The following is a 26,769-nucleotide window of genomic DNA, read 5'->3' on the forward strand; positions in this document are numbered from 1 at the left end:
CGACGCGCGGGGCCGCGCAGTTCTGCCGACAACTGCACCGTGATCACGTCCGCTCCACCGGGACGGCTCCCGGCGGAGCCCCCGCCTCGGCGAGGGACCGCTCGACGACGGCCGCGATCTCGGCGATCGGGCCGGCTCGGGTCATGTCCTTGTGCTCGCAGGCGATGTCGTGGTTGACCACCCGGCCGTCGACGTAGGGCCGCCACATCTCCGGGGTCAGCGACTCCTTGGCCTGGTTGACCGTCGCGGTGAAGAACAGGACGTCGCCGCGGAACTTGTCGTGGTCGGCGGAGTTCTCCAGCACCGCGCAGTTGGCGAAGTTGTCGATGATCGCCGTGATGCTGTGCTCCTCCAGGTTGGCCAGCGCGCTGCCCTCGGCCGAGAGGATCTCCAGCACTCCCGTCCTGGTCAGCGTCCCCTCGCCCAGCTCGGAGAGGTCGTAGCCGGCCATGTAGAGCAGCGCCATGAGCGCTTCGTGCTCGGTGGGCAGCTCGTCCCAGACGTCCTTGGGGTAGGAGTCGAGCATGCACAGGAAGTCCACCTGCTCGCCCTCGGCCTGCAGCTGGGTGGCCATCTCGTGGGCGACCACACCGCCGAAGGACCAGCCGAGGAAGTGGTACGGCCCGCGCGGCTGCACCTCGCGGACGTGCTGCAGGTACTCGGCGGCCATCTCGGCCAGGCTGGCGGCGACCGGAGCCGGTTCGGCCAGCCCGCGGGTCTGCACGCCGTAGATCGGCCGCTCGGCGTCGATGTGCTTGAGCAGCCCGGAGAACGGCCAGGCCAGACCGGCCGCCGGGTGCACGCAGAACAGCGGCGCCTTCGCGCCGCCGGTGCGCAGCGGGAGCAGGATCTCCAGCGCGTCCCGGTCGCCACCGGTGCGGATCCGCTCGGCCAGACCGGCCACCGTGGGCGCGGCGAACAGGCTGCCGACGTTGACCTTGATGCCCAGCGCGTCGCGGATCCGGCCGATCAGCTTGGCCGCCAGCAGCGAGTGGCCGCCCAGGTCGAAGAACCCGTCGTGCACGCCGACCCGCGGCAGCCCGAGGACCTCGGCGAAAAGCCCGCACAGGATCTCCTCGGTGGGGTTGCGCGGCGTGGTGCTGCCGACGACCTCGGCGAGGTCGGGCGCGGGAAGGGCGCCGCGGTCCAGCTTCCCGTTGGGCATCAGCGGCAGCGCGTCGACGAAGACCACCGCGGCCGGGACCATGTAGTCGGGCAGCGCCTCGGCGACGTGCGCGCGCAGGGCGGCCGCGTCGGACTCGCCGACGACGTAGGCCACCAGGCGCTTGTCGCCGGGGGCGTCCTCGCGGACCACGGCAGCGACCTGCGCGACGTCGGGGTGCTCGGTCAGCACCGCCTCGACCTCGCCGAGCTCGATGCGGAACCCGCGGATCTTGACCTGGTCGTCGGCGCGGCCGGCGAAGTCCAGGGTGCCGTCGGCGCGCCAGCGCACCAGGTCGCCGGTGCGGTACATGCGCGATCCCGGCGGGCCGAACGGGTCGGCGACGAATCGCCCCGCGGTCAGCCCCGGCCGGTTCAGGTAGCCGCGCGCCAGCCCGGTCCCGGAGACGTGGAGCTCGCCGACCACTCCGGGCGGGGTGGGTTGCAACCGCTCGTCGAGCACGTAGACCCGCGCGCCGGGGTCGGGCACCCCGATGGGCACCGAGCTGAACACCGCGTCCGGGTCGCAGTCCCACAGCGTGGTGTTCACGGTGGCCTCGGTGGGCCCGTAGCAGTTGAGCATGGTGCGCCCGCGCGCCCAGCGCAGCACCAGGTCCGAGGGGACCTTCTCGGCGCCGCACAGCAGGGTCGCGCCCTCGGGCAGCTCGGTCGCCGGCGGGAACATGCCCATCATCGACGGCCCGATGGCCAGGTGCGTGACGCGGTGCCGCCGCGCGTACTCGGCCAGCGGCTCGCCGGGGACCCGCCGGTCGGCGGGCACCACGACCAGCGTGCCACCGCCGAGCAGGCCCATGCAGATCTCCCAGAAGGCCACGTCGAAGCTCGGCGAGGCGAACTGCAGCACCCGGCTCTCCGGTGTGATGCCCACCCGCTCGGTCTGGGTGGCCAGCAGCTTGCCGATGCCGCGGTGCGGCACCACCACGCCCTTGGGCGTGCCGGTGGAGCCGGAGGTGTAGATGACGTAGGCGGCGTCGTCGAGCGCGGGTACCGGCAGCTCCGGCTCGCCCAGCGGCTCCTCGGCGTGGTGCACCAGCTCGGCGGGCAGGTCGGCGTCGAGGTCGTCGGTGATCACCAGCCGCGGCCGGGCGTCGGAGACCATGTGCCGCAGCCGCTCCGGCGGGTACTCCGGATCCAGCGCGAGGTAGGCCGCGCCCGCGTGCATCGCGGCGAGCAGTCCGGTGATCAGCTCCGCCGAGCGCGGCAGCAGCACGCCGACCACGTCGCCCGGGCCCACGCCGCGCTCCACCAGCGCGCGGGCCTGGGACAGCACGCGCTCGCGCAGCTCGGCGTAGCTGAGCTCGGCGTCCTCGAAGACCAGCGCGGGCGCGTCCGGGGTCGCCTCGGCGCGTGCGGCGAACAGCTCGGGGAAGGTGCCCGCGGGCTCGGCCCGGCCGCTCGCGTCGCCCCACTCCAGCACCCGCCTCCGGGTGCGCTCGCCGAGCACGTCCAGCCGCCCGATCGGGGTCTCCGGCGCGGCCACCGCCGAACCGAGCAGCTGCACGAAGCACTCCGCGATCTCGGCCGCGGTCTCCTCGGTGAACAGGTCGCGGCTGTACTGCACGAGCCCGTCGGCTCCGCCGTCGGGGCGCTCGTCGAGGTTCACCGCCAGGTCGAACTTCGCCGCGCCCGCCGACCGGGTTCGCACCGCGGTGTCCAACCCGGGCAGCTGGGCGGTGACCGACTCGGCCGCGCCCCAGTAGGCCAGCATCACCTGGAACAGCGGGTGCCGGGCGAGCGACCGGGTCGGGTTGAGCACCTCGGCGAGCCGCTCGAAGGGCAGGTCGGCGTGGTCGAAGGCCGCCAGGTCCACCTGCCGCACCCGGTCGACGAGCTCGCCGAAGCCCGGGTCCCCGGAGGTGTCGGTGCGCAGCACGAGGCTGTTGACGAAGAAGCCGACCAGCTCGTCGAGCCGCTCGTCGCCGCGACCGGCCACCGGGGATCCGATCGGGACGTCGGTGCCCGCTCCCAACCTGGTCAGCAGCGCGGCCAGCCCCGCCTGCAGCACCATGAACGCGCTGGCCCGGTGCTCGGCGGCCAGCTCCCGCACGCGCCGGTGCAGCTCCGGGTCGAGCTCGAAGCGCGCGGTCCCGCCCCGGTGGCTGGGGACCGCCGGGCGCGGGAAGTCCGCGGGCAGTTCGAGCTGGTCGGGCAGGTCGGCGAGGGTCTCGCACCAGAAGTCGAGCTGGCGGGCGGCCAGCCCGCCGGTCTCGTCGCCGAGCAGTTCGCGCTGCCACAGCGCGTAGTCCACGTACTGCACCGGCAGCGGCTCCCAATCGGGCGCGCTGCCGCGCAGGCGGGCGGCGTAGGCGGTGGACAGGTCGCGCACCAGCGGGCGGATCGACCACTCGTCGCCCGCCACGTGGTGCAGCAGCAGCATCAGCACGTGCCGGTCGCCCTGCGCGAAGAGCGTCGCGCGCAGCGGCGGTTCGGCGGCCAGGTCGAACCCCTCGCGGGCCGCTTCGTCGATCGCCGCGTCGGCGTCGCGGGTGCCCACCACCACGAGCTCGGGCGGGGTGTCGAGCACCAGCTGGTGCGGTTCGCCCAGCTCGTCCGGGAACACCGTGCGCAGGCTCTCGTGCCTGCCCACCACGTCGACCAGCGCCAGGCGCAGCGCGGCGACGTCCGGAGCGCCGTTCATCTCCAGCAGCAGCGGCATGTTGTAGGTCGCGCTCGGGCCCTCCAACCGGTTGAGGAACCACAGCCGCTGCTGGCCGAAGGACAGCGGGATCCGCTCCGGGCGCTGCGCCGGGCCCAGCTCGGGACGGCCGCCGGCGCTGCGCAACCGGGGTGCGAGCTCGGCGACGGTCGGGTGGTCGAACAGGGTGCGGATGTCCAGCTCGGCGCCGAGCTCGGCGCGCACCCGGGCGAGCAGCCGCGCGGCCAGCAGCGAGTGCCCGCCGAGGTCGAAGAACCCGTCGTCGATGCCGACGTCGTCGACGCCCAGCACCTCGCCGAACAGGCGGCACAGCGCGGATTCGACGGCGTCGCGGGGCTTCCGGCCGCCCGCGGAGGAGAACTCCGGCGCGGGGAGGGCCTCGGCGTCCAGCTTGCCGTTGGCCGTCAGCGGGATCTCGTCGACCGCGACGAACGCGGCCGGGACCATGTACGACGGCAGCCGCTCGGCCAGGTGCGCGCGCAGCTCGGCCGGGTCTGCCGCGCCGACGACGTAGGCGACCAGCCGCTGGTCACCGGGGTCGTCGGCGCGCACCACCACCGCCGCCTGGCGCACCTGCCGGTGCGCGGTCAGGTTGGCCTCGATCTCGCCGAGCTCGATGCGGAAGCCGCGGACCTTGACCTGCTGGTCGGCGCGACCGACGAACTCGATCGACCCGTCCGGTCGCCAGCGACCCAGGTCGCCGGTGCGGTACATCCGGGTTCCCGGTGCGCCGTGCGGGTCGGCGACGAACCGCTGGGCGGTCAGCCCGCGCCGGCCCAGGTAGCCGCGCGCCAACCCGGCCCCGGCGACGTAGAGCTCGCCGACCACGCCCGGCGGCACCGGCCGCAGCCGCGAGTCCAGCAGGTAGACCCGCAGGTCGGGGATGCCGCGCCCGATCGCGCTGCCGTCGCGCGCGGCGACGAGCTCGCGGTCGAGCTCCGCGTACGAGACGTGCACCGTGGTCTCGGTGATCCCGTACATGTTGATCAGCTTCGGCGCGTCGTCGGCGTGCCGCTGGTACCAGTCGTCCAACCTGGACAGCTCCAGCGCCTCGCCGCCGAAGATCACGTAGCGCAGCGCGAGATCGACCCCGGGGTTCTCCCGATCGGCCTGGCTGAGCTGGTAGAAGGCCGAGGGGGTCTGGTTGAGCACGGTGACCCGCTCGCGTTCGAGCAGCTCCAGGAACTCCTTCGGCGAGCGGCTCACCTCGTGCGGCACGACCACGAGCCTGCCGCCGCGCAGCAGCGCGCCCCAGATCTCCCACACCGAGAAGTCGAAGGCGTAGGAGTGGAACAGCGTCCAGACGTCCTGCGCGCCGAAGTCGAACCAGCCCTCGGTGGCGCTGAACAGCCGCACCACGTTCTGGTGCGGCACCGCAACGCCCTTGGGCTTGCCGGTCGAGCCCGAGGTGTAGATGACGTAGGCGGCGTGCTCGCTGGTCAGCGGCCCGCGCTCGCCGGGCTTGGGGTCGCGCGGCGAGTGCCGGGTGACCTCCTCGCCCGCGTCGTCGAGCAGCACCCGGACGATGCCGCCGGGCAGCCGCCCGGCGTGCTCGACGTCGCTGATCAGCACGCTGGGCAGGGCGTCGGCGACGATGTGGCCGATGCGCTCGGCCGGCTGCTCGGGGTCCAGCGGCAGGTAGGCCGCGCCGGACTTGAGCACCGCCAGCAGCGCGACCACCAGCTCGGCCGAGCGCGGCAGCGCCAGCGCCACCAGCTGCTCCGGCCCCACGCCCAGGTCGATCAGGTGGTGCGCGAGCTGGTTGGCCCGCGCGTTGAGCTCGGCGTAGCTGAGCCGCTCGTCGTGGTGCGCGACCGCGATGGCGTCCGGGGTGCGCTGGGCCTGCTCCTCGAACAGCTGCGGCAGCGTGGCCGGTTCGGCCTCCCGCGCACCGGGGATCGGTGCGTTCCACTCCTCCAGGACGCGGGTGCGCTCCTCGGCCGAGAGCAGGTCGATCGAGCCCACGGTCGTCTCGGCCGAACCCGCGGCGAAGGCCTCCAGGTAGCGCAGGAAGCGGTCGCGGTGGGCGACGAGCTCCTCGGCGGTGTAGCGCTCCGGGTTGGCGTCGAACTCGAAGCGCAGCCGGTCGCCCTCGGAGCGGACCAGCACGCTGAGGTCGTCGACCGGACCCGCGGCGACGTTGTGGACCTCGGCGGGCGCACCGGCGAAGGACAGGTCGTAGTCGAAGGACTTGATGTTGAGCACGGGCCCGAACAGCGCGCGGTCCGCGCCCAGCAGCCTGAGGTCGCGGCGCAGCTGCTCGCTGCGGTAGCGCTGGTGCTTGCGCAGCTCCCGCACGGCCCCGACGACCTGGGCGATCAGCTCCCCGCGGGTGGTCCCCTCGGTGACGTGCAGCCGCAGCGGCAGCACGTTGACCACGGTGCCCGGGACGCGCAGCGCGGCCGAGCCCATCCGACCCATCACCGGCAGCCCGAGCACCACGTCGCGCGCCCCGGTCATCCGGTGCAGGTAGGCGGCGAACCCGGCGATGAGCGCGTCCGGCCAGATGGTGCGCGCCTGCTCGGCGGCGGCGCCGAGAGCCGTCGCGTCGATCTCGGCGACCTCGCGCCGGAAGGCGGCCGCCGCCGGCCGGTTCCGCTCGGTGAGGGTGACCGCGCCGGGTTCGTCGGAGAAGCGCTGCCGCCAGTGGTCGCGGTCGCGCTCGTGCTTCGGCGAGTCGCGGTAGTCGCGCTCGTCGGCCAGCAGGGAGGCGAGATCGCCGAAGGGCGACTCACCGGGGTCCTCGCCCGCGGCCAGCGCGGTGTAGATCTCGGCGACGCGTCGGATGATGATCGAGAACCCGTAGCCGTCCACCGCCACGTGGTGGACGCGCTGGTACCACCACCAGCGGTGCTCCCCCAGCTTGCACAGCGCCGCGGTCCACAGCCGACCGCCCTCGGCGCGCGAGCGGGTCAGGTGCACCGGCGCGCGCATGTCCGCGCGGATCCAGTCCTGGGCGCGGGCGTCCGGGTCGGCCTCACCGGAGAAGTCCAGCACCGGCAGCTCGACCGCGTCGAGCTCCTCGACGACCTGTCCCGGTTCCTCGCCGTCGACGACGCGGATGCGCAAGGTCTCGGCCTCGCGGACGACTCGCCGCAGGGCGTCTGCGAACAGCTCGGGATCGACCGCGCCGCGGATCTCCACCCGCTCCGCGGTGTTGAAGATCGGGTTCTCCTGGTCGAGCTGCTGGGCGAACCAGATTCCCGCCTGCGCCGCCGACAGCGGCAACTGCCCCCGCATCGCACTCCCCACGATCCAAAAGATAAGTAAGCCTTACCTTAGTTCAGGACTGATCTCGAGTACAGGGTTCCGCTTCCGCCCTCGGCGTGGCCCTACTCACCCGAGCGCTCGAAGACCATCAGCGCCGAGTTCTTGTTGGCCAGGCCCACCTCGGCCGCCCGCGCGAATCCGGCCTTGCCGAAAGCGCCCACCGAAGCCCGGTTGTGCACGTTCGGCTCGGCCACCACCCGTTCGGCCAGCGGGTCCGCCTCCAGCAGACCCTCGGCCGCGGCGCGCAGCAACTTCGACCCCACACCCCTGCCGATCGCGTCCGGCTCGCCGATCGCGACGTGCGCGCCCAGGTCGCGCGGCCCGTGCGGGTAGCAGCTCGCCAGCTTGTCCGGCCGCACCCGGTAGAGCTCCAGGTAGGCGACGTCGCGACCGTCGAGGCCGACGATGCACGGCAGCGAGTGATCGCCGGCGACCTGCTCGGCCAGCTCGTCGCGCCAGACCGGCAGCGACCAGTCCTGGTTCCAGTTGACCGCCACGTGCTCCCGGTTCATCCAGCGGTGCACCAGCTCCACGTCCGGGCCGCCGTCGTCGCCGGTGACCCGCACCGGGCGCACGGTGAAGCCGTCGAGCTCGGGCAGCGGCACCCCCGGCACCGCCGGGGCCGGGCCGACCAGCGGATTGCGGAACTCGAAGGGCACCGGGCGCACCCGCACCGCGCCCGAATCGTCCCGGTAGCGCAGCCCGGAACCGTTGAGCGCGGCCAGATCGGTCAGCGTCGGGCTGGTCAACCAGTGCTCGACCAGTCCCGCGGCGCCCGGGTTGCGCTCGGCGAGCGCGGTGAGCCTGCGGGCCAGCTCGCCCAGCAGGTGGTCCTCGCGCGCCACGCCGCGGCGGCCCAGCAACCCGATGACCACCAGCGCGCCCCTGCTGAGCAGCTGGGCGGTGATGTCCCCGCGATCGGTGCCGTCCCAGGCCAGCACCTCCGGCAGCATCCGCTCCTCGACGTGCGCGGTCAGCCAGCGCTGCACCTCGGCGGCGTTGGACAGCGAGCGCGCGACCGCGACGAGGTCCTCGGCGTGCGGCAGCGGGTCGACCTCGCGGCGCGGCAGCGCGTGCAGCAACCACTCCACCAGCGAGCCCGACTCGGGGCGGTTGATCGGCGACTCCGGCGACGAGCGCGCGCGGGCGTCGGCCGAGCAGGCCGCGACCAGCAGCGCCGGGTCGGCGGAGACGACGTGATCGCCGCCGGCGTCGAGCACCCGGATCGAGCCGAAGCCGTGCGCGCCGGTCGGCGAATCGTAGACGACGTCGACGTGCAGCGGAAGCGAGCCGATGGTCACCCGCAGCTCGCCCTCGACGACCGGCGTGTGCGTTTCGGCCAGCCATCGCCGCAGCAGCACCGATGCCCGCTGGTGCGTCCGCCCGACCAGGTCGGCTCCGTTCCCCACGCCGCGCTCCTCACCGCTCGAAGTTGATAAGTGGAGCCTAACCTAATCGATCAGCCCGGAGTCGGCCCACGACTTGAGACGGACGCGACCCTTCCGCCCCCCGGCGCCGCCGAACCGCTCCGAAGTGCACAGTGGACTCGACCGTGCCATGATCCGCCCGAACGGCATTTACCCGTAGATCAACACCTGATCCGGTGACGAACGTTGTGTCTCGCTGGGCGATGTCGGACCCTCGCCCCTACTCTCCGAGCCAACGGATCGACCGACCGGAGAGGAGTTCCCCATGGAAGACGCCGACGCCGTCGTGCCGCTCCGGCCGGGTTTCGACATCCAGATGCGCGGCTTCAGCCGCAACCAGGTGATCGAGCACATCGAGGTGCTCGAGGACCAGCTGCGCATGGTCACCATCGACCGCAACGAAGCCGTCCGGCTGAACAACGACCTGCGCAAGCTCTGCGAGGACACCAGGCGCAGCCTCGACGAGTCCGAATCCCGGCTCAAGCGCATCGAGTCCTCCGACACCGGGCTTCCCGCGGCCTCGCAGCGGGTGCAGAACATGCTCTCGATGGCCGAGGACGAGGTGCAGCAGCTCCGCGACCGGGCCAAGCGCCAGGCCGAGATCATCCGGGGCAAGGCCGAGACCGAGGCCAGGGCGCTGATCACCGATGCCGAGCAGGCCGCCTCCGAGCTCCGCGACGAGTGCAACGAGCTGGTCACCGACGTCGAGGAGCGGCGCGCCGAGCTGCAGCGCGAGCACGAGCAGAAGCTCAGCGAGCAGCGCAACCGCGAGTACCGGATGCGCCAGGGCATCCGCAACGAGTACAAGAAGGTGCTCGCGCAGGCGCAGGAGGAGGCCGACGCCCTCGTCGCCGAGACCCACCAGCAGTGCAGCGAGTGGGACGCCGAGACCGAGCGGATGCGGCTGGAAGCCCTGGAGGAGATCCGCGCCGAGCGGGAGAAGCTCGAACGGCTGCGGAGCGAGGTGCTCGAAGCCGTGAACCTCACCAGGGAGAAGCTGGACAGCTCGGTCGGCCTGCTGCACCTGGGCGCACCGGCCGACGGCTCGTCCGACGGCTCCGCGCAGGACGGTGCCGAGCAGGACGGCGAGGTCGAGACCGCCGGCATCGTCGAGACCCCGGACGCCGACTCCGCTCCCGAGGTCACCCTGCCCGAGCAGCGCGAGGACACCCGCACCTACACCATCTCGCTCAACCCGGAGCACACCACGAACGGCGCGTCCCAGGCCTCGCCGGGAGTGCGCCAGAACTGATCGGAGAAGCCGGTGGAAATGCTGTTCCTGCTCTTCCTGTGCGGATTCGCCGCGGCGACGCTGATCTTCTGGCCGCTGCTCAACCGCGCCAACAAGCGGGCGGGCGATTCCGGCGCCCCGCAGCGCGGCAGGCACGCGCTCGACGCCGCCGCGGCCCCGGCCAAACCCGCGACCAAGGCGGCCACCACGACATCGACCGCCACGACCTCGACCACCGCGACGTCCTCCTCCGCGCAACCCGAGGACGACCCGAACGGCGAGGAGACCGGCACCGAGCAGACCGGCGGTGAGTCCACCCAGCCGGTCTCGATGGACGCGGCACCGCAGCCCCGCGAACCGGAGGAGGACCCGATGCCGGAGCTGCCGACCGACCTCTTCGAAACCCGCTACCAGGCCAAGTTCAACCGGCCGAAGCGCCGCCTGGAGCGGATCCGGGCCGAGATCGGCCAGCGCGAGTAGAAAACCTCGCGACTGACCGATTCGCGCGGAACGGGTGCCCCTCGCACGAGCAGTCCACGGCCTGGCCAGGGACTCCTCGCGCGGAGGGGCACCCGTTTTTGCGCAGTGCGCCTGCTCCCGGCCGCACGATGCCGCCACTCCCGATCCCCGGCCTCCGGGGGATTGCTACGTTCGGGCAGGGACAGGTAATCGAAGGCTGGAGCCCCACTGTTGAAGAACCCGCCCAGGATCTACCTGGTCACCACGACCGGGCACCCCAACTACGGGGACGAACTGATCGCAGCGACCTGGTTGAAGCACCTCGCCCGCGTGGCGCCGGACAGCGAGGTCTGGGTCGACTGCCCCAACCCCGGCCCGAGCGAGGTCATGCTGGGGCACCTGCACCCGCGCGTGCGGTTCACCGACACCTTCTGGCGGCTGTGCTGGGACGCGCCCGGCGAGGGGCCGTGGGAGGTCGCCTCGCACGTGCAGCACGCGATCCAGAACCCGGGCCTCGCGCCCTTCTGGGTGGCCGGCATCGAGCTGGCGGCCACGGTCGACCTGTTCCACGTGATCGGCGGCGGCTTCATCAACGGCATCTGGCCCCGCCACATCGGCCTGCTCGCGGCGACGGTCGCCGCGGCGCGCCGCTCCGGCGGGCGCGCGGTGATGACCGGGCAGGGCCTGTGGCCGGTGGCCGAGGAGGCCGAGCCGCTGCTGCGCAGCCTGGCGGCGCAGTTCGAGATCGTCGACGTCCGCGACACCCCGTCGGCCTCCTTGCTGGGCGACCCCTCGGTGACCGGGGACGACCTGTTCTTCGGCATCGAGCCCGCCCTCTACCGCGAGGAGGAGGACCGGCCGGAGGTCATGGTGTGCGTGCAGTCGGACATGCTCGACGTGACCGCGCACGCGCTGGCCGGCTTCCTGCTGGACACGCTGCGGTCCTGGAACGTGCCGCCGGACCGCATCGGCTTCGTCGAGGGCATCCCGCGGGTGGACCGGGACATCTACGCGCTGGTCGAGCACGACCTGCCGGGCGCCCGCTTCTACCCGTTCTCCAACATCATGGCGCACGGCCTGCCCGCGGGCCCCGGCCAGAAGTGGATCTCCACGCGGTTCCACATGCACCTGGTCGCGGCGGCCGCGGGCGCCGACGGCGTGGCGGTGTCGATCAGCTCGAACTACTACGCCAACAAGCACCGCTCGCTGATCGAGCGCGGCTCCGGCTGGGCGCTCAACGAGGACCTGTCGATCCCCGCCGTCCCCACCGCCGGCGGCTACGGGCAGCCCGCCCTGCGCGAGCTCCAGCAGGGCAAGGCTGCCCTGGCCAAGGCGATCTACGGCTGAACCACCGCGCGCAGCTGCTCGACCGGGCTCAGGCCCGAACCTCGACCTGCTGGGCTTCGACGCCCTTCGGGGCCTCGACGACCTCGACGAGTTCGGGCAGCTCGCCGTCCTCGGCCGCTTCGCGCGCCTCGGGGATCTCCAGGGCCGCCGAGTCGCGCTCGTCCGCCGCCTCGGCGGCCTCCGCCGGCTCGTCGCCCTCGGGCTGCGCAGCGGGTTCGCCCTCGTCGGCACCCGCGGCGGCGGCCGCTTCGGCCTCCAGCCGGAGGGCTTCGCGCCGGTCCGCCACGTAGAACGGCGCCGCGGCGAGCACCGGCACGAGCATGCCCAGCAACACGATCAAGATGGAAGTGCCCAATGCCCCGAACTCCGTCCAAATAGGAGTGGATCTAACCTGGATCTTTCGCCGCTTAACGAGCGTCGCGCCCAGCAAATCGGCGAACGCCCCCGGCATTGTTATCCAGAAGATATCGTGAGGCGAATCACAACTCGCACCGTGCTGTCCACACTACACAACGTGTCCAGTTGATCACCCGTCCGGGAGATCAGCAATCACGCTGCGCGCACGAAAGTCCTTACCGGTCGCGGAATTCCGCGGTCGGCCAGCTCTCCCTGCGCCACGCGCTGTCCCAGAACATCCACTCGTACTCGGTTCCGCGCAGGAAGGCCTCGTGCATCCGCTCCCTGGTGGACTCGTCGGAGTTCGCGGCGACCTTGTCCACCAGATCGCGCGCGGCGAGCACTCCCCGGGCGAACTCGTCGTCGGCGTAGGTCTTGATCCACGCCTCGTACGGGTGCCCCTCGGCCCCGCCCGTGGCTTCCAGGATCGCCGTGCCCACGTGCTGGTAGACCCAGAAGCAGGGCAGGATCGCCGCCAGCAGCACCGGGTAGGACTCGGTGAGCGCGCAGGCCCGCAGGTACGAGGTGTAGGCCAGGCAGGTCGGCGAGGTCTCGACACCGGCGATCTCCGCGTCGGTGAGCCCGAACTCCTCGACGTAACCGGCGTGCAACCGCCGCTCCTCCAGCAGCGCGGCGTTCGCCGCGGCCGCCAGGAACGCCGCGTCGTCGGCGTCGTCGGAGCGGGTCGCGGCCGCCGAGAGCGCCTGCGCGAAGCCGACCAGGTAGCGGGCGTCCTGCACGATGTAGAAGGCGAAGACCTCGCGGGAGAGGCTGCCATCGGTCAGCGCCTCGTTGAACGGCAGCTTCAGGATCGCCTCCCGCAAGCGCGCGGTGCGCGCCCAGGCCTCGGCGCAGAACCCATCGGCTGGCGGATCGGGCAACTCGCTCATCAAAACCCCTCGGAGTTCGGTGGTTGCGACTCCACCGGGAACGATCCCGGCAAAGCGGACATCGGGCCGCGCGGCTCCGGGAGGAACCGCGCAGCGGGGTGGCTCACCACCAGGTGTGGAAGTGATGGACCGGGCCGTGGCCCCGGCCCACCTCGAGGCGCTCCGAGGCCCGGAGCGCCTCGGTCAGGTAGAGCTTGGCCTCGCGGACGGCTTCCGGCCAGCCGGAGCGCTGCGGGCGCAGCGCGGCGATGGCCGCCGACAGCGTGCAGCCGGTCCCGTGATCGTTGGTGGTCTCGACCCGCTCGCTGCCCAGGAACTCGGAGACCCCGTCGCCGTGCAGCAGGTCCACGCTGTCGCCGCCGTCGAAGTGACCGCCCTTGAGCAGCACCTGCTTGGCGCCCAGCGCGGAGAGCCGCTCGGCCTGGGCCGGCATCTGCTCGACGTCGGTGATCTCGGGCTCGCCGAGCAGGTCGGCTGCCTCCGGCAGGTTCGGGGTGATCAGGTCCACGCGCGGCAGCAGCTGCTCGCGCAGCGCCCCCACGGCCTCCGGGGCCAGCAGCCGGTCACCGCTCTTGGCCACCATGACCGGGTCGAGCACCACGTGCCGCGGCGAGTAGCGGTCCAGCACCTCGACCACCGCGCGGATGATCTCGGCGTTGGCCAGCATGCCGATCTTGACCGCGTCCACCCGCACGTCGTCGAGCAGGGTGACCAGCTGATCGGTGACGAAGTCGGGCGCGACCTCCTGCACCCGGACCACCCCGGTGGTGGTCTGGGCGACCAGCGCGGTGATCACCGACATGCCGTAGGCGCCGTTGGCCGAGAACGCCTTGAGGTCGGCCTGGATGCCGGCACCTCCGCTGGGGTCGGTTCCGGCGATGGACAACACGTTGGGTGCCATGGCGATGACGTCCCTCCGCTAGTGCGAGCTAGGTCAGGTTCAACGGGTCTGTTCTCAGCCCGGACCTGCCGGGCACCCCGCGTCACTGCCCCCAACCTAGCAATCGGCGACAAGCCCCCGGGACACGCCGCCGAACCGCGGAGGGCGACCGAACTCACACCGCATCACACCCGTAGGCAGGCAAGGGTTCCCTCCGACACGGATTAACCTGGAGGGGATGGAAACCACGACCGATGCTCCGAGCTTCGCCCGCTCACGCCGCCAGCGTCCCGAAGAGGACCCGGCGCAGATCTGGGCCCCGCTGGCGGACCTGACCGAGGCGGCCGCAGCGGCGGCCGGATCGGGAACGGTGGCGATCACCCGCGGGTTCGACCGCAACAGCCGTCTGCGCGCCAAGGCGCTGCGCGACCTGCTGGCCAAACGCGAGGTCCCCGCCATCGAGATCACGCCGGCCCCGGGCAGCGACCGCCTGGTCGAGGGTGTCCCGGTCGCCGTCGTGGTCAACCTGATCGGCGCCGGTTCCTGGCAGCCCTACCGCCTGGCCGCCCAGCTGAAGGTGGAGATCCTCACCCCCAAGCCGGGCGAGAACCCGGCCGCCGCGGCCACCCGCGACGTCATCGCGGTGGTCGGCGACTCCGGCGCGCGGGGCGTGGCGCTCTCGCACGTCGCGGTGCGCGCCGAGGAGCCGTCCGAGGCCAAGCTGACCCTGACCTACGACGGCACCGAGCAGACCGTCGCCGGCGGCTGGCTGAGCGCCACCGTCCAGGGCGACCAGCTGCAGGTCCAGTTCGGCGGCAACGAGCTGCCGGAGCGCTCGGTGAGCACCGCCGAGCTGCGGGTCGACGCGTCCGACGCGCTGCACCGCCTGGTCCGCGACGAGCTGCCGATCGCCGACTTCGAGGGCGCGGTCACCTTCACCGCCGAGAGCAGCGGTCTGCGGGTCCGTCCGGTCTGACCGCGTGGTCCGGTCGGGGCACCCCGGCTAACGGCTCGGCCGCGAGGGCGATTCCCACGGTGGGGATCGCCCTCGCGGCGTTTTCGGGGCCCGGCCGGACGCCCGCCTGCCCGCCGCGCGATTCGTCTCCGATCAAATCGCGCAACCCGCCGTCATGCGCCCGGCCCCGGCTCGTCCCTAGATCGAGAGCAACGCGCGATCAGCGCGCTCGCGCAACGGCACGAGGAGGCTGGGGAACAGTGGGGACCAACGAGTGGCACGTCAGCTGCCGGGACGTCGCGGGCAGGCGGCGGGACATGTCGGTGTTCGTCAACCACGGCCAGGTGGTGGTGATATCCCCGCCGGGCGAGACGGCGGTGCTCTCACCGCTGGAGGTCGGCAGGCTGCGGGCCGCGCTGCGCGACGCGGTGGTCACCGCGGCCGAGGAGTAGCCGGCGCACCTGCACCGGTTCCGCGGGCCTTGTGACCGCGCCGCGACACCGGCATTATTTACTCACGAGTAGGTAAGGCGTCGAGAGGTGAGCGCGTGAGCTTTGTGCGTCGGCTGTCCGAACTCTTCGTTGGCCGCGCAGCGCCCGTCCTGCACGCGACGTACGTGCTGGTCAAGCAGGGCGTGGTGCGACCGGTGCGGCCGGATCGGCTGGCGCGGATGGCCCTGGCCTACCGCCGCTGGGGGATCTCGCTGCCGCTGGGCTTCGCCATCGGCGCGATCCGGCACCCGGACCGCCCCGCGGTGATCGACGAGCGCGGTGCGCTGAGCTACGCCGAGCTGTCCCAGCGCACCACCCGGCTGGCCGACGCGCTGCGCGACCGCGTCCCGCCGGGCACCCGGATCGGGCTGCTGGCCCGCAACCACCACGGCACCGTCGAGGTGATCGTGGCCGTCGCCAAGCTCGGCGTGGACGTGGTGCTGCTCAACGTCGGGCTGAGCAGCAAGCAGCTCGCCGATGTGCTGGAGCAGCAGGACGTCTCGCTGCTGGTCGCCGACGAGGAGTTCACCACCCACCTGCCCGAGCTGCCCGCCGAGCCGGACGTGGTGCTGGCCTGGGTGGAGTCCACCACCGAGCGCGACACCCTCGACCACCTCATCGCGACCACGCCGCTGCGCGGCATCGGCAAGCCCAAGCGGCACTCGCGGCTGATCGTGCTCACCTCGGGCACCACCGGCACGCCCAAGGGCGCGCGCAGGCCGGACCCGCCGAGCCTGACCCCGGCCGCCTCGATCTTCTCCCGGATCCCGCTGCGCGCCGGCGAGCGCGTGCTGATCCAGGCGCCGCTGTTCCACACCTGGGGGGTGGCCGGTTTCCAGCTCTCCGCGGTGCTGGGCGCCACGCTGGTGCTGCGCCGCCGGTTCGACCCGCAGGACGCGCTGCGCACCGTCGAGCGCCACCGGGTAGGCGCGATGTGGGCCGTCCCGGTGATGCTGCAGCGGATCCTGGACCTGCCCGAGGAGGAGCGCACCCACCGGCTGGAGTCGCTGCGCATCGTGGCCAGCAGCGGTTCCGCGCTGCCCGCCGACCTGGCCACGCGCTTCCAGCGCGCCTTCGGCCCCGTGCTCTACAACCTCTACGGCTCCACCGAGGTCTCCTGGGTCAGCGTCGCCCAGCCCTCGGACCTGCGCGCCGCGCCCTCCTCCGCGGGCCGCCCGCCGTTCGGCACGGCGGTGCGGATCCTGGACGAGGACGGCCACCCGGTGCCGCGAGGTCGACCGGGGCGGATCTTCGCCGCGAACAACATGATCTTCGACGGCTACACCAACGGCGCCGGCCGGGAGAGCCGCGACGGCCTGATGTCCACCGGCGACCTGGGCCGCTTCGACCGCTCGGGGCGGCTCCACGTGGTCGGGCGCGAGGACGACATGATCATCTCCGGCGGGGAGAACGTCTACCCCAAGGAGGCCGAGGACGTCATCGCGGGCCTGCCCGAGGTCGGCGAGGCCGCCGTGCTGGGCGTCGACGACCAGGAGATGGGCCAGCGCCTGGCGGCCTTCGTGGTGCTGCGCGAGAAGGGCTCGCTGGACGCCGAGGAGATCCGCGCCCGCGTGCGCGACGAGGTCGGCAAGTTCGCCACCCCCAGGGACGTGGTCTTCCTCGACGAGCTCCCCCGCAACCCCACGGGCAAGGTCGTGCCCCGCGAGCTCCACCCGCACCTGGAGGGCTGAGGGAGGCCCCGCGGCCGGGACCGAGGAGTTAGGCTTCTTCGGGTGAACGACCGTCTAGTGTGGATCGACTGCGAAATGACGGGGCTCGACCTCGGCAAGGACGCGTTGATCGAGATCGCCGCCCTGGTCACCGACGCCGAGCTCAACGTCCTCGGGGAGGGCGTGGACATCGTGATCCACGCCGACGACGAGGCGCTGTCCGGCATGCCCGACGTCGTGCGCGACATGCACGAGCGCTCGGGCCTCACCAAGGAGGTCCGCGAGTCCTCGGTGACCCTGCAGCAGGCCGAGCAGCAGGTGCTGGACTACATCCGGCAGTACGTGCCCGACGTGCGCTCCGCGCCGCTGGCCGGCAACTCGATCGCCACCGACCGCGGGTTCCTGGCCAGGGACATGCCCGGGCTGGACGCGCACCTGCACTACCGGATGGTCGACGTGTCCTCGATCAAGGAGCTGTGCCGGCGCTGGTACCCGCGGATCTACTACGCCCAGCCGGGCAAGGGCCTGGCCCACCGGGCGCTGGCCGACATCCGCGAGTCCATCCGCGAGCTGGCCTACTACCGCCGCACCGCGTTCGTCCCGCTGCCCGGCCCGAGCAGCGAGCAGGCCCAGGCGGTGGCTCGCGAGCTGGTCGACGGCAGCGACCCCGAAGGGAGCCGCTGAGCAGCGAAAACTCCAAATCCGGAGGTGGTGTGAACCCCGCCCGGGCCGCACGCTAAGATAGATCCGTTGCTCCGGGCAGGGGCCGAGAGGAACCGGTCCGGCAGCTGTGGTGGGTGTAGCTCAGTCGGTAGAGCACTGGGTTGTGGTCCCAGGAGTCGCGGGTTCGAATCCCGTCACTCACCCCAAGGCCGAGAAGGGGCCCCGCTCGATCGAGCGGGGCCCCTTCTCGTGTCCCAGGTGTTGACCTCCGGGCCAACGATCAGCCCCCGCCGCGACGGGGGCTGATCGTTCGAGGGCGCTCGTCAGCGATTGCCCGCCTCCCACTCGCTCCAGGGCACCTGCCAGTCGCCGAAGCCGTCCCAGGAGCGCAGGTCCGGCCCGCCGGAGTTGGTGATCTCCACGACATCGCCCCGCTTGAGCAGGTTGAAGACCCACTCCGCGTCGGCGTTGCTCATGTTGATGCAGCCGTGGCTGACGTTGCGATGTCCCTGGTCGGCCACCGACCACGGCGCGGCGTGCAGGAACTCGCCGCCGTTGGAGATCCGCACGGCCCACTCCACCTCGGTCCGGTAACCACCGGCGTTGACCGGCAGGCCGTAGGTCGACGAGTCCATCAGGTACTTGCGGTGGCGCGACATGACCACGTGCACGCCGTTGTTCGACGGGAACTCGGGCTTGCCCAGCGAGACCGGCATGGTGCGGATCACCTCGCCGTTCTTCTCGATCGTCATCCGGTGGCTGGCGCCGTCGGCCTTGAGCACCACCCGGTCGCCGATGTGGAAGGTGGCCTGGCGGTCCTCCTCGCCCCAGACGCCGTCGCCGAGCTCCTTGCCGTAGACGTCGATGTCGACGTCGATCGTGGTGCCCGCCGCCCAGTAGTCCTTCGGCCGCCAGTGCACCTCGCGGTCGTCGTACCAGTAGAAGGCGCCCTCGACCGCGGGCTCGGTGCGGATCCGGATCGCCTCCTCCGCCTTGGCCTTGTCGGGTGCGGGTGCGTTCTCGCTGAACCGGAAGACCAGCGGTTGACCGACGCCGACCGTCTCGCCGTCCAGCGGGATCATCGAGACGTAGGTCTTCGCGGCCGGGTCGAGCGTGGTGAAGGTCGACTGCTTTGTGATCTCCGGGCCCTCGGCGCCCTTGGCGGTCACCGACAGCGTGTAGGTGCGGCCGTAGCCGAGCTTCTGGGTGACCTTCCAGCTCTTGCGGTCCGCCGCCAGCTCGCCGTCGACCGGCCCGCCGTCGGCGTTGGTCAGCTTCGCCTCGACGATCCGACCCCGCTGCACCTCCGCGGTGACCGGATCCAGCGGCGAGATCCCCTTGGCCCCGTTCTCCGGGGCTAGCCGCACCTCGGGCGCCTGCGCCTCGGCCCCCTCATGCGCCCCCTGGCCTCCGGCGGCGCCGCTGCAACCGGCGGCCAGCAGCGCCACCAGACCGGCGGCGAGCACGGCCGAGGACCGGCGAGCCCGCCGCACAAACCCGACCGAGTTACGCCTTTGATTCATTCCCAACGTTCCGTCCCCGTCCAAGACGCAGCAACCTCACCGACAAGTGTGCAGCAACTCCCCAGACGTGATTTAAGTGGCCAGCTGAGCACTCTTCGTAACCCCCTGTCGCCCGACTCGTCCCGTTGGACGCGCGGGTCCGGCTCCCGGTTGCTCCGCGGTCGCCACCGGCCGTCGGCGGCGACCCCCCGCGCCGACGCCCTCCGGCCGCGTGCTAAAGTTCTTCGCGTTGCCGGGGAGACCGACGGAATCCCCGGGCGACGCCGCAAGCGCCAATAGCTCAATGGGCAGAGCAACTGACTCTTAATCAGTGGGTTCGGGGTTCGAGTCCCTGTTGGCGCACTTCGAAAACGCCCCCTGCGCGCGCAGCGGGCGTTTTCGCGTTCCGGGAGGATTCGATTCCCGGGAACGCGACGCAGAACACAACGGGCGCAAAACCGGGAGGCCGTCGTCAAGCCCCAGAACGGGTCGTGCTAGTCTTTTTCCCGTCGCCAGGAAACCGGCAGGAATCCCGGCGGGCGCCAATAGCTCAATGGGCAGAGCAACTGACTCTTAATCAGTGGGTTCGGGGTTCGAGTCCCTGTTGGCGCACCGAAAGCCCAGGCCGCGAGGCCTGGGCTTCTTCTTTTTCCGGAACCGCCCGGTCTTCCGCGGCCGCTGGCGGCTAGGCTCACCGCCATGATCCACTCCGAGGCCGAGGACGCGCGCGTCACCGAACTGGCGCTGGCCGCCCGCTCAGGTGACCGAGCCTCGCTGGAGGGATTCGTCCGAGGCACCCAGCGCGACGTGTGGCGCTTCCTCGCGCACCGCGCGGGCGTGCGGCTGGCCGACGACCTGACCCAGGAGACCTACCTGCGGGCGCTGAAGTCCCTCCGCGGCTTCTCCGGGCGCTCCTCGGCCCGGAGCTGGCTGCTGGCCATCGCCCGCCGCGTCGTGGTCGACCAGATCCGCCACGAGCGCGCCCGCCCCCGCACCGCCCCCGGCGTCGACTGGGAGCGGGCCGCCGACCGGAACGCGCGCGACTCGGCCGATTTCGCCGACGTCGTCGAGCTCAACGCGCTGCTGGCCGATCTCGACGACGACCGCCGCGAAGCCCTGCTGCTCACCCAGGTCCTCGGCCTGAGCTACCAGGAGGCGGCCGAGATCTGCGGCTGCGCGATCGGCACCATCCGCTCGCGGGTGGCCCGCGCCCGCGCGGAGCTCATCGACGGACCCGGCGAGGGCACCAGGACCAGTTCGGCCTGAACCGCCGGGAACTCTCCCCTCCCGCCGGCCGACACCTCCCTCGGACGGTGACGCCGAGGAGGGAAAGCGCATGGCAATCGACGAAGCCGGTCTCGCGCCGGAGCACGCCCCGCCGAGGACCGGGTGGTGGGCGCAGCTGAGGCCGATGCTGCTGCGGCTGCACTTCTTCGCCGGCGTGCTGGTCGGCCCGTTCCTGCTGGTGGCCGCGTGCACCGGCCTGCTGTACGTGTTCACGCCGCAGCTGGAGCAGCTGGTCTACGACCGCGAGCTGCACGTGCCCGCGAGCTCGGCGCACCAGCCGCTGGCCGCGCAGGTCGACGTCGCCGAGCGCGCGCTGCCCGGGGCGGAGCTCAAGGCGGTGCGCCCGGGGCCCACCGCCACCGACACCACGCAGGTGATCTTCCACGCACCGGACCTGCCGTCGAGCTACTACCGCACCGCCTTCGTCGACCCGCACACCGGCGAGCTGCGCGGCGTGCTGCAGACCTACGGCAGCGGGCAGGCCCTCCCGCTGCGGACCTGGTTCGACCAGCTGCACCGCAACCTCCACCTCGGCGAGCCCGGCAGGCTCTACAGCGAGCTGGCCGCCAGCTGGCTGTGGGTCGTGGTGCTCGGCGGCGTCGCGCTGTGGTTGGGGCGCAGGCGTTCCCGGCTCGCGGAGCTGGTCACCCCGAAGCTGCGGCCCGCGGGCAGGCAGCGGGTGCTGTCCTGGCACGGCTCGGTCGGGCTGTGCGCCGCGCTCGGGCTGCTGTTCCTGTCGGCGACCGGCCTGACCTGGTCGACCTACGCGGGCGCGAACATCGGCGAGCTGCGCTCCGCGCTGTCCTGGGAAACCCCCGCCGTGCCCACCGACGTGCCGCACCTGGGAGGCGGCGACGTCGGCATCGATCGGGCGGCCGCCACCGCCGAGGCGCACGGCCTGTCCGGACCGCTGGAGATCACCCCGCCCGGCGACGGCGCCTACCAGGTCCAGGAGATCGGGCGCTCCTGGCCGACCCAGCAGGACGCGATCGCGGTGCACCCCGCCACCGGCGAGATCACCGCCGCGCTGCCGTTCGCCGACCACCCGCTGATGGCCAAGCTCTCCCGGTGGGGCATCGACGCGCACATGGGCCTGCTGTTCGGCTGGGTCAACCAGCTCGTGCTGGCAGCGGTGGCCCTCGCGCTGATCTGCGCGGTCGTCTGGGGCTACCGGATGTGGTGGCTGCGCAGGCCCTCCCGCGGGTTCGGGCGCGCGCCCGCGGGGCGGCCGTGGTCGCAGGTGCCCGCCCGGATCCTGGTGCCCGCAGCGGTGCTCGCGCTGGGCCTCGCCTGGGCGCTGCCGCTGTTCGGCATCCCCCTGCTGGTGTTCCTGATCGCCGACACCGTCGCCGGGGCCATCGCAGGTCAGGCGGTGCGCCGGTAGGCCGTCGGGCCCAGATCACCCGGTCGGGCAACCGGCTCGGCGCCCGAAGCGGGCGCCGCCGATCCCACCGGTCCGGGCACCGCACGAGCGGGCCCGGGCCGGTGCTCGCCCCGCCGCACCGCGACGAGCGCGACCAGACCGGCCAGCAGCAGGCCGTGCGTGGCCAGGCGCCCGGCGGTCACGGTGCCGAGCAGCAGGTCGTGCACGCTGAACCCGGTGAGCACCAGCAGGAACGCGGAGAGCACCGGCAGCATCCCGGCCGCCGCGGAGGTCCGCCACGCGGTCCACGCCAGGCCCAGGCCCATCGCCAGGTTCCACGCGGTGCTCTCGTTGAACAGGTGGCCCGCCGAAGCCGCCAGGTGCGCGCCGCCGAGCCCCGCGGCCTGGGAGATCCCCAGCAGCAGCTGGCAGGCGCCGATCCCGGCGAGGGCGATCCGCCGCCGGTCGCGGCGCGGCGGTGCGGCGGCGAGCACCGCACCGGTCGCGTCCGGGATCGGCGTCACCGCGCGCACCCGCAAGGTTCGGTTCAGCTCCACCGCCCGCTGGTGCCAGGAGCGGCATCCGGCGCATCCCGCGAGATGCGCGTCGAGCCGCTCCGCGGGCACGGGCGAGTCCTCGCCGTCCAGCCGGGCCGACAGCGCCTCGCGGTAGTCATCGCAGTCCACGTGAACACTGTCGTACCGGCCGCCCGCGGAGTTCCCGGCGGGGGTCGGCCGGAACCGAAGTCGACACGGACGGAGGTGTCTCCGGCCCGGGGCGGGCCGAACAATCGATCACGTGAGCACGCTCGGACAAGTCGCCGCCGCCGCGGTGCTGGCGGCGACGCTCGCCGCGCTGCTGCGCCTGGCCGCGCGCCTGCGCGCAAGAACCCGCCCCGACCACGTCGAGATCGCGCACGCGCTGATGGGCGCGGGCATGACGGCGATGCACCTGCCGGCCGGAGCACCACCGACCGCGTGGGTCGTGCTGTTCGCGGCGCTCGCGCTCTGGCTCGGCGCGCTCGCGCTGCGCGTTCGGCGACCGTCCTACCTGCACCACGTGATCGGTTCACTGGCTATGATCTACATGACGATCGCGCCGCGAACCGGGCACGCCGGTCACTCCGCGCTGCTGGTCCCCTCCGGCCATCACCACCACGCCAACGGCCCCGCGATGGCGGTCAGCGCGCACGCTCCCGGCTACGCGATCCCGCTGCTGGCTTGGCTGTTCGCGGTGTATTGCCTGCTCAGCGCTGGATTTGCGGGCACCGACGCGCTGCGCCACCGGGATCGGCGCAAGAAGCTCAGCTCCGCCGTCGAGCTCGTCCTCTCGGCCGGGATGGCGCACATGTTCCTGAGCACCCTCTAGTCCGCGGTCGAAGTGGAAGTGCTGGCTTCCGCTCGAATTATCAGGTTAGGCTTCCCAAACTTCCATCCGGATTACCAACACGTAAGGTGCAAAATGCTGCGTCATCGACGACTGCTCGCGGCGCTGCTCTCCGCCGTCGCGCTGGGAGTGGCCGGCTGCGGGGCGCCCGCCGAGCAGGAGCAGAAGCCCGCTCAGGGCCAAGAGCGCGTCATCAACCACGCGATGGGCCAGACCAAGATCAACGGGACGCCCGAGCGGGTCGTCGTGCTCGACACCGGTGAACTGGACTCGGCGCTCGCGCTGGGCGTCAAGCCCGTCGGCGCGGTGCTGCCCGCGGCCAACTCGAAGATCCAGCCCTACCTTGCCGAGAAGGCGGGCAAGGTCGAGATGGTCGGCACCATCGGGTCGCCGAACATGGAGAAGATCGCCGCGCTCAAGCCGGACCTGATCCTGTCCAGCAAGACGCGCGACGAGGAGAACTACGACGCGCTGAGCAAGATCGCGCCGACGGTGATGGCCGAAACGGTCGGCAAGACCTGGAAGGAGAACTTCCTGCTCGACGCCGAGGCGCTGGGCAAGAAGCCGCAGGCGGAGAAGATCCTCGCCGACTACGAGAAGCGCGCGGCCGAGATCGGCAAGCAGGTGGGCGACCCCGCGGCGACGAAGGTCAGCATGCTGCGGTTCAGCACCGGCAACATCCGCCTCTACAGCGAGAACTCCTTCATCGGCACGATCCTCAAGGACGCTGGCTTCAGCAGGCCGCCGAACCAGAAGATCGAGAAGACCTTCGCCAAGCTCAGCCGCGAGCAGATCTCGCAGGCCGACGGCGACATCCTGTTCTACGGCGCCTACGGCGAGACCGGCGCCAAGGAGATGAACGACGTCGTCAACTCGGTCCAGTGGAGCACCCTGGGCGCGGTCAAGGCGAAGAAGGCCATCGAGGTCCCGGACGACACCTGGTACCTCGGCCTCGGCCCGATCGCGGCCAACCTCGTGCTGGACGACCTGCAGAAGTTCCTCCGCTGAGTCGTCCCCCGGTGCGTCCTCGTCGCCCGGGTGGGCGGCGGGGACGCACCGCGCGGGGCCAACGCAGCCTCAGTCGGTCCCGTTCGTCGCGGTGACCCGGAGGTCGTTCGCGCTCCGCCCCACCCGCAGCTCGTCCGTCCTGGGCTCGACGTCGACGGCGACCTCGACGGTCTCCCCGGGATCGGCCTCGGCGACCGCGAAGCCCGCCAGGCGCAGCGGTTCGGCGTCGTAGACCTGCACCACCTCGCGCCCCCGGCGCTCACCGCTGTTGCGCAGCGTCACCCGCACCTGCGCGCCCTCGCGGCCCGCTTCCAGGTACTCCCACGTCGTGTAGCCCAGGCCGTGCCCGAAGTGGAACGCCGGTTCCTTGCCCGCGGCGTCGTAGCCGCGGTAACCGATGCTCGCGCCCTCCGAGTAGCGCAGCAGCCCGTCCACCGGCTGCACGCCCGGCAGCGCGACCGGCAGATCCGCGAGTTCCGCGGGCAGCGTCGTCGGCAGCCTGCCACCCGGTTCGGCCGCGCCCAGCAGAACCTCGGCCAGCGCGTCGCCGTACTCCTGCCCGCCGAACCACGTCCACAGCACCGCCGGCACCCGGCTCGCCCACGGCATCAGCACCGGCGCGCCCGCGTTGACCACCACCACGGTGTTCGGGTTGACCGCCGCGATGCTGCTGACCAGCTCGTTCTGCAGCCCCGGCAGGTCCAGGGTCACGCGATCGCGCCCCTCGGTCTCCACCTCGTCGTTGGTGCCGACCACGACCACCGCCACGTCGGCCTCCCGGGCCGCGGTCAGCGCTGACTCCAGCTCGGCCCGATCGTCGCAGCGCCCCGCGCGATAGCCGATGCCGAGGACGATCAGGTCCGCGCCGAGGTCCTGCGGCGTGAACTCCACCGACACGTCGATGCGTCCCCGGTCCAGGTCGGAATCGACCAGCAGCACGCTGCACCGCTGCTCCGGCGGCTCCAGCAGGTCGGCCAGCGGATCATCGTCGCTGCGGGTGCGCGCGACGTCCGCGTCCAGCACCTGGCGTCCGCCGAAGTCGACCCGGAAGTGCCCGGTACCGCTGACGCCGAACGCGTGATCGCCGAGCTCGGCCCGCAAGCGGCCGCGCAACCTGATCTTCGTCGTGTTCCGGGGCAGGCCGCCCGCCTGCCACACCAGCCGCTCGGTCCCGCGGAGCTCGCTGCTGACCACCTCGCCGGCCGAGCCCAAGTACTCGACGCGGAACCCGCTGCCCTCGCCGTCCGGGTCGTCGACCTCCTCGCGCGAGATCGGGTCCAGCAACCGCCGGTGCCACACGCCGCGGCTGTAGGTGACCTCGGCCTTCGGCAGCGCGTTGCGGATGCCCTCCAGCGGGGTGACCACGTGCGGTGGGCTCACGTGCGAGGAACCACCGCCCTGCGCCGCGGGCAGCACGGCGTTCTCCCCGATCACCGCGACCTTGCCGACCCCCTCGCCGAAGGGCAGCGCGGGCTCGCCGTTCACCGCCTCGTTGCGCAGCAGCACGAAACCGCGCGTGGTCAGCTCCCGAATCGCCGGGCGGGCACCGTCCGGCGGCGCGGGCGTCCTGCCCTTCTTCTTGGTCTTGCCGCCGAGAACGCCCACCCGGTCGGCCAGCCGCAGCAGGCGCAGCACCTTGTCGTCCAGCGCGGATTCGGCGACCTCGCCGTTCTCCACCGCCTTCTGCAGCGCGCCATCGCTCCACGGGCTGGTCGGCCCGGGCATTGCGAGGTCCAGGCCGCTCTCGGCGGACTCCCGGACCGAGCGGGTGGCGAACCAGTCCGACATCAGCACGCCGTCCCAGCCCCACTCGTCCTTCAGCACCGCGTTGACCAGCGTGGAGTTCTCGGTCATCGTGCGACCGTTGACCGAGTTGTAGGCGGCCATCATCGCCCACGGCCGCGCCTTGGCCACGATCCGCCGGAACGGCTCCAGGTAGATCTCGCGCAGCGTCGTCTCGTCCACGACGACGTCGTAGGTGAACCGCTCGGTCTCGGTGTCGTTGGCGACGTAGTGCTTCGGGGTGGCCCCGACTCCCTTGGACTGGATGCCCTCGACCACGGCTGCCCCGAGCTCGCCGGTCAGCATCGGGTCCTCGGAGAAGTTCTCGAAGTGCCTGCCGCCGTAGGGGCTGCGGTGCAGGTTCACCGTCGGCGCGAGCACCACGTGCACTCCGCGGCGCAGGGCCTCCTCGCCGAAGAGCTCGCCGGCCCGCTTGGCCGCGTCCCGGTCCCAGGTCGCGGCGATCCCGGAGCCGACCGGCAGCAGCAGCGACGTGTCGCGCTCGTCCCAGCTGGTGCCGCGCACGCCGTTCGGTCCGTCGGAGCACACCAAGGTCCGCAGCCCGATCTTGGAGTTGGAGTGCAACGTCCAGAAGTCCGCACCGGTCACCAGGCGGGCCTTCTCCGCCAGCGTCAGCTTCTCGAGCAACGAGCGGAGCTCGCCTTCGTCCACGGCACACCCCTTCCACGGTGAACTCCCGGCCAAGTCTCAACCACGAAGTCGACCTTGTCGACCGGAGACCACGACAGGCCACCACCAGGACCAGCAGCATCGGAGACGCCTTCACGATCGCCTGAGGCCACACCGCCACCGCCCCCACGCCCTCGGGACGAGTGCATAAAAAAGTGGTGGGGTGGAAACACGTTAATGTTTCCACCCCACCACACAGGGAATGTGTCGGCGGTGCCTTACTCTCCCACACCC

General features: G+C 72.0%; 19 protein-coding genes, 3 tRNA genes and 1 riboswitch. Of the genes, 14 read left to right on the forward strand and 8 right to left on the reverse strand.

Annotation, left to right across the window (positions count from 1 at the left end):
• Positions 1 to 43: 43 nt before the first annotated feature.
• Positions 44 to 7,078: an amino acid adenylation domain-containing protein gene (locus ACFQRI_RS12790; RefSeq protein WP_380668008.1), complete on the reverse strand. Its 7,035-nt coding sequence runs from the start codon at positions 7,076 to 7,078 to the stop codon at positions 44 to 46.
• Positions 7,079 to 7,170: 92 nt separating this feature from the next.
• The gene (locus ACFQRI_RS12795; protein WP_380668010.1) at positions 7,171 to 8,517 is read right to left on the reverse strand and encodes a GNAT family N-acetyltransferase; all 1,347 of its coding nucleotides are present in this window, start codon (positions 8,515 to 8,517) and stop codon (positions 7,171 to 7,173) included.
• Positions 8,518 to 8,800: 283 nt separating this feature from the next.
• Between ACFQRI_RS12795 and ACFQRI_RS12800 the strand changes: the two genes are divergently transcribed.
• The 3 genes from ACFQRI_RS12800 to ACFQRI_RS12810 all read left to right on the forward strand — a co-directional run bounded on the left by ACFQRI_RS12800 (position 8,801) and on the right by ACFQRI_RS12810 (position 11,572).
• Positions 8,801 to 9,787 carry a DivIVA domain-containing protein gene (locus ACFQRI_RS12800; protein WP_380668012.1) on the forward strand — a complete coding sequence of 329 codons (987 nt, stop codon included), beginning with the start codon at positions 8,801 to 8,803 and terminating at the stop codon, positions 9,785 to 9,787.
• 12 nt (positions 9,788 to 9,799) lie between these two features.
• On the forward strand, positions 9,800 to 10,246 hold the full coding sequence (locus ACFQRI_RS12805; protein ID WP_380668014.1) for a hypothetical protein: 447 nt from the start codon (positions 9,800 to 9,802) through the stop codon (positions 10,244 to 10,246).
• Between the two features lie 210 nt (positions 10,247 to 10,456).
• Complete coding sequence (locus tag ACFQRI_RS12810; protein ID WP_380668016.1) at positions 10,457 to 11,572, forward strand: polysaccharide pyruvyl transferase family protein; 1,116 nt, start codon at positions 10,457 to 10,459, stop codon at positions 11,570 to 11,572.
• A gap of 28 nt (positions 11,573 to 11,600) precedes the next feature.
• Here ACFQRI_RS12810 and ACFQRI_RS12815 read toward each other — a convergent pair whose 3' ends face one another.
• The 3 genes from ACFQRI_RS12815 to thiD form a co-directional block, all read right to left on the reverse strand.
• Positions 11,601 to 11,927 (reverse strand): hypothetical protein, encoded by a 327-nt coding sequence (locus tag ACFQRI_RS12815; RefSeq protein WP_380668018.1) that lies wholly within the window; start codon positions 11,925 to 11,927, stop codon positions 11,601 to 11,603.
• A gap of 217 nt (positions 11,928 to 12,144) precedes the next feature.
• Complete coding sequence (tenA, locus tag ACFQRI_RS12820; protein WP_380668020.1) at positions 12,145 to 12,858, reverse strand: thiaminase II; 714 nt, start codon at positions 12,856 to 12,858, stop codon at positions 12,145 to 12,147.
• Positions 12,859 to 12,961: 103 nt separating this feature from the next.
• Positions 12,962 to 13,759, reverse strand: a complete 798-nt coding sequence (gene thiD / locus ACFQRI_RS12825) for a bifunctional hydroxymethylpyrimidine kinase/phosphomethylpyrimidine kinase (protein WP_380668022.1) — start codon at positions 13,757 to 13,759, stop codon at positions 12,962 to 12,964.
• Positions 13,753 to 13,849: riboswitch (TPP riboswitch) on the reverse strand. It overlaps the preceding gene by 7 nt.
• A gap of 127 nt (positions 13,850 to 13,976) precedes the next feature.
• Between thiD and ACFQRI_RS12830 the strand changes: the two genes are divergently transcribed.
• From ACFQRI_RS12830 to ACFQRI_RS12850, 5 genes are all read left to right on the forward strand, one after another.
• Entirely contained in the window at positions 13,977 to 14,714 is a 738-nt protein-coding gene (locus tag ACFQRI_RS12830) for a hypothetical protein (RefSeq protein ID WP_380668024.1), read from the forward strand.
• 239 nt (positions 14,715 to 14,953) lie between these two features.
• Complete coding sequence (locus ACFQRI_RS12835; RefSeq protein ID WP_380668026.1) at positions 14,954 to 15,145, forward strand: hypothetical protein; 192 nt, start codon at positions 14,954 to 14,956, stop codon at positions 15,143 to 15,145.
• A gap of 95 nt (positions 15,146 to 15,240) precedes the next feature.
• The gene (locus ACFQRI_RS12840) at positions 15,241 to 16,875 is read left to right on the forward strand and encodes an AMP-binding protein (RefSeq protein WP_380668028.1); all 1,635 of its coding nucleotides are present in this window, start codon (positions 15,241 to 15,243) and stop codon (positions 16,873 to 16,875) included.
• 42 nt (positions 16,876 to 16,917) lie between these two features.
• Complete coding sequence (gene orn, locus ACFQRI_RS12845; protein WP_380668030.1) at positions 16,918 to 17,538, forward strand: oligoribonuclease; 621 nt, start codon at positions 16,918 to 16,920, stop codon at positions 17,536 to 17,538.
• Between the two features lie 109 nt (positions 17,539 to 17,647).
• A tRNA-His gene (locus ACFQRI_RS12850) sits at positions 17,648 to 17,723 on the forward strand.
• 117 nt (positions 17,724 to 17,840) lie between these two features.
• Here the strand turns inward: ACFQRI_RS12850 and ACFQRI_RS12855 are convergent.
• Positions 17,841 to 19,010: a L,D-transpeptidase gene (locus ACFQRI_RS12855; RefSeq protein WP_380668032.1), complete on the reverse strand. Its 1,170-nt coding sequence runs from the start codon at positions 19,008 to 19,010 to the stop codon at positions 17,841 to 17,843.
• A gap of 299 nt (positions 19,011 to 19,309) precedes the next feature.
• On the opposite strand from ACFQRI_RS12855, the gene ACFQRI_RS12860 reads away from it, so the two are divergent.
• The 4 genes from ACFQRI_RS12860 (at position 19,310) to ACFQRI_RS12875 (ending at position 21,690) form a co-directional block, all read left to right on the forward strand.
• Positions 19,310 to 19,382 (forward strand) — tRNA-Lys (locus ACFQRI_RS12860).
• Between the two features lie 176 nt (positions 19,383 to 19,558).
• Positions 19,559 to 19,631, forward strand: a tRNA-Lys gene (locus ACFQRI_RS12865).
• Between the two features lie 87 nt (positions 19,632 to 19,718).
• Entirely contained in the window at positions 19,719 to 20,285 is a 567-nt protein-coding gene (locus ACFQRI_RS12870) for a sigma-70 family RNA polymerase sigma factor (protein WP_380668034.1), read from the forward strand.
• Between the two features lie 70 nt (positions 20,286 to 20,355).
• Positions 20,356 to 21,690 carry a PepSY-associated TM helix domain-containing protein gene (locus tag ACFQRI_RS12875; RefSeq protein WP_380668036.1) on the forward strand — a complete coding sequence of 445 codons (1,335 nt, stop codon included), beginning with the start codon at positions 20,356 to 20,358 and terminating at the stop codon, positions 21,688 to 21,690.
• Here ACFQRI_RS12875 and ACFQRI_RS12880 read toward each other — a convergent pair.
• Positions 21,672 to 22,355, reverse strand: coding sequence for a zf-HC2 domain-containing protein (locus tag ACFQRI_RS12880; RefSeq protein ID WP_380668038.1), 684 nt, complete (start codon positions 22,353 to 22,355; stop codon positions 21,672 to 21,674). The two genes, ACFQRI_RS12875 and ACFQRI_RS12880, sit on opposite strands and share 19 nt — an antisense overlap.
• A gap of 112 nt (positions 22,356 to 22,467) precedes the next feature.
• Between ACFQRI_RS12880 and ACFQRI_RS12885 the strand changes: the two genes are divergently transcribed.
• Positions 22,468 to 23,037, forward strand: a complete 570-nt coding sequence (locus ACFQRI_RS12885) for a DUF5134 domain-containing protein (protein ID WP_380668039.1) — start codon at positions 22,468 to 22,470, stop codon at positions 23,035 to 23,037.
• A gap of 93 nt (positions 23,038 to 23,130) precedes the next feature.
• Positions 23,131 to 24,063: an ABC transporter substrate-binding protein gene (locus tag ACFQRI_RS12890; protein WP_380668041.1), complete on the forward strand. Its 933-nt coding sequence runs from the start codon at positions 23,131 to 23,133 to the stop codon at positions 24,061 to 24,063.
• 69 nt (positions 24,064 to 24,132) lie between these two features.
• On the opposite strand, the gene ACFQRI_RS12895 is transcribed toward ACFQRI_RS12890, so the two are convergent.
• Entirely contained in the window at positions 24,133 to 26,517 is a 2,385-nt protein-coding gene (locus ACFQRI_RS12895) for a glycoside hydrolase family 3 protein (RefSeq protein WP_380668043.1), read from the reverse strand.
• Positions 26,518 to 26,769 lie beyond the last annotated feature (252 nt).

The organism is Saccharopolyspora griseoalba, from assembly GCF_042665275.1.
Lineage (GTDB): Bacteria > Actinomycetota > Actinomycetes > Mycobacteriales > Pseudonocardiaceae > Saccharopolyspora > Saccharopolyspora griseoalba.

Excerpts from the sequence above, each read along its gene's own strand:
- ACFQRI_RS12790 (WP_380668008.1), bottom strand. The coding sequence starts at position 7,078 with ATGCGGGGGCAGTTGCCGCTGTCGGCGGCGCAGGCGGGAATCTGGTTC.
- ACFQRI_RS12800 (WP_380668012.1), top strand. The coding sequence starts at position 8,801 with ATGGAAGACGCCGACGCCGTCGTGCCGCTCCGGCCGGGTTTCGACATC.
- tenA (WP_380668020.1), bottom strand. The coding sequence starts at position 12,858 with ATGAGCGAGTTGCCCGATCCGCCAGCCGATGGGTTCTGCGCCGAGGCC.
- thiD (WP_380668022.1), bottom strand. The coding sequence starts at position 13,759 with ATGGCACCCAACGTGTTGTCCATCGCCGGAACCGACCCCAGCGGAGGT.
- ACFQRI_RS12830 (WP_380668024.1), top strand. The coding sequence starts at position 13,977 with ATGGAAACCACGACCGATGCTCCGAGCTTCGCCCGCTCACGCCGCCAG.
- ACFQRI_RS12870 (WP_380668034.1), top strand. The coding sequence starts at position 19,719 with ATGATCCACTCCGAGGCCGAGGACGCGCGCGTCACCGAACTGGCGCTG.
- ACFQRI_RS12875 (WP_380668036.1), top strand. The coding sequence starts at position 20,356 with ATGGCAATCGACGAAGCCGGTCTCGCGCCGGAGCACGCCCCGCCGAGG.
- ACFQRI_RS12890 (WP_380668041.1), top strand. The coding sequence starts at position 23,131 with ATGCTGCGTCATCGACGACTGCTCGCGGCGCTGCTCTCCGCCGTCGCG.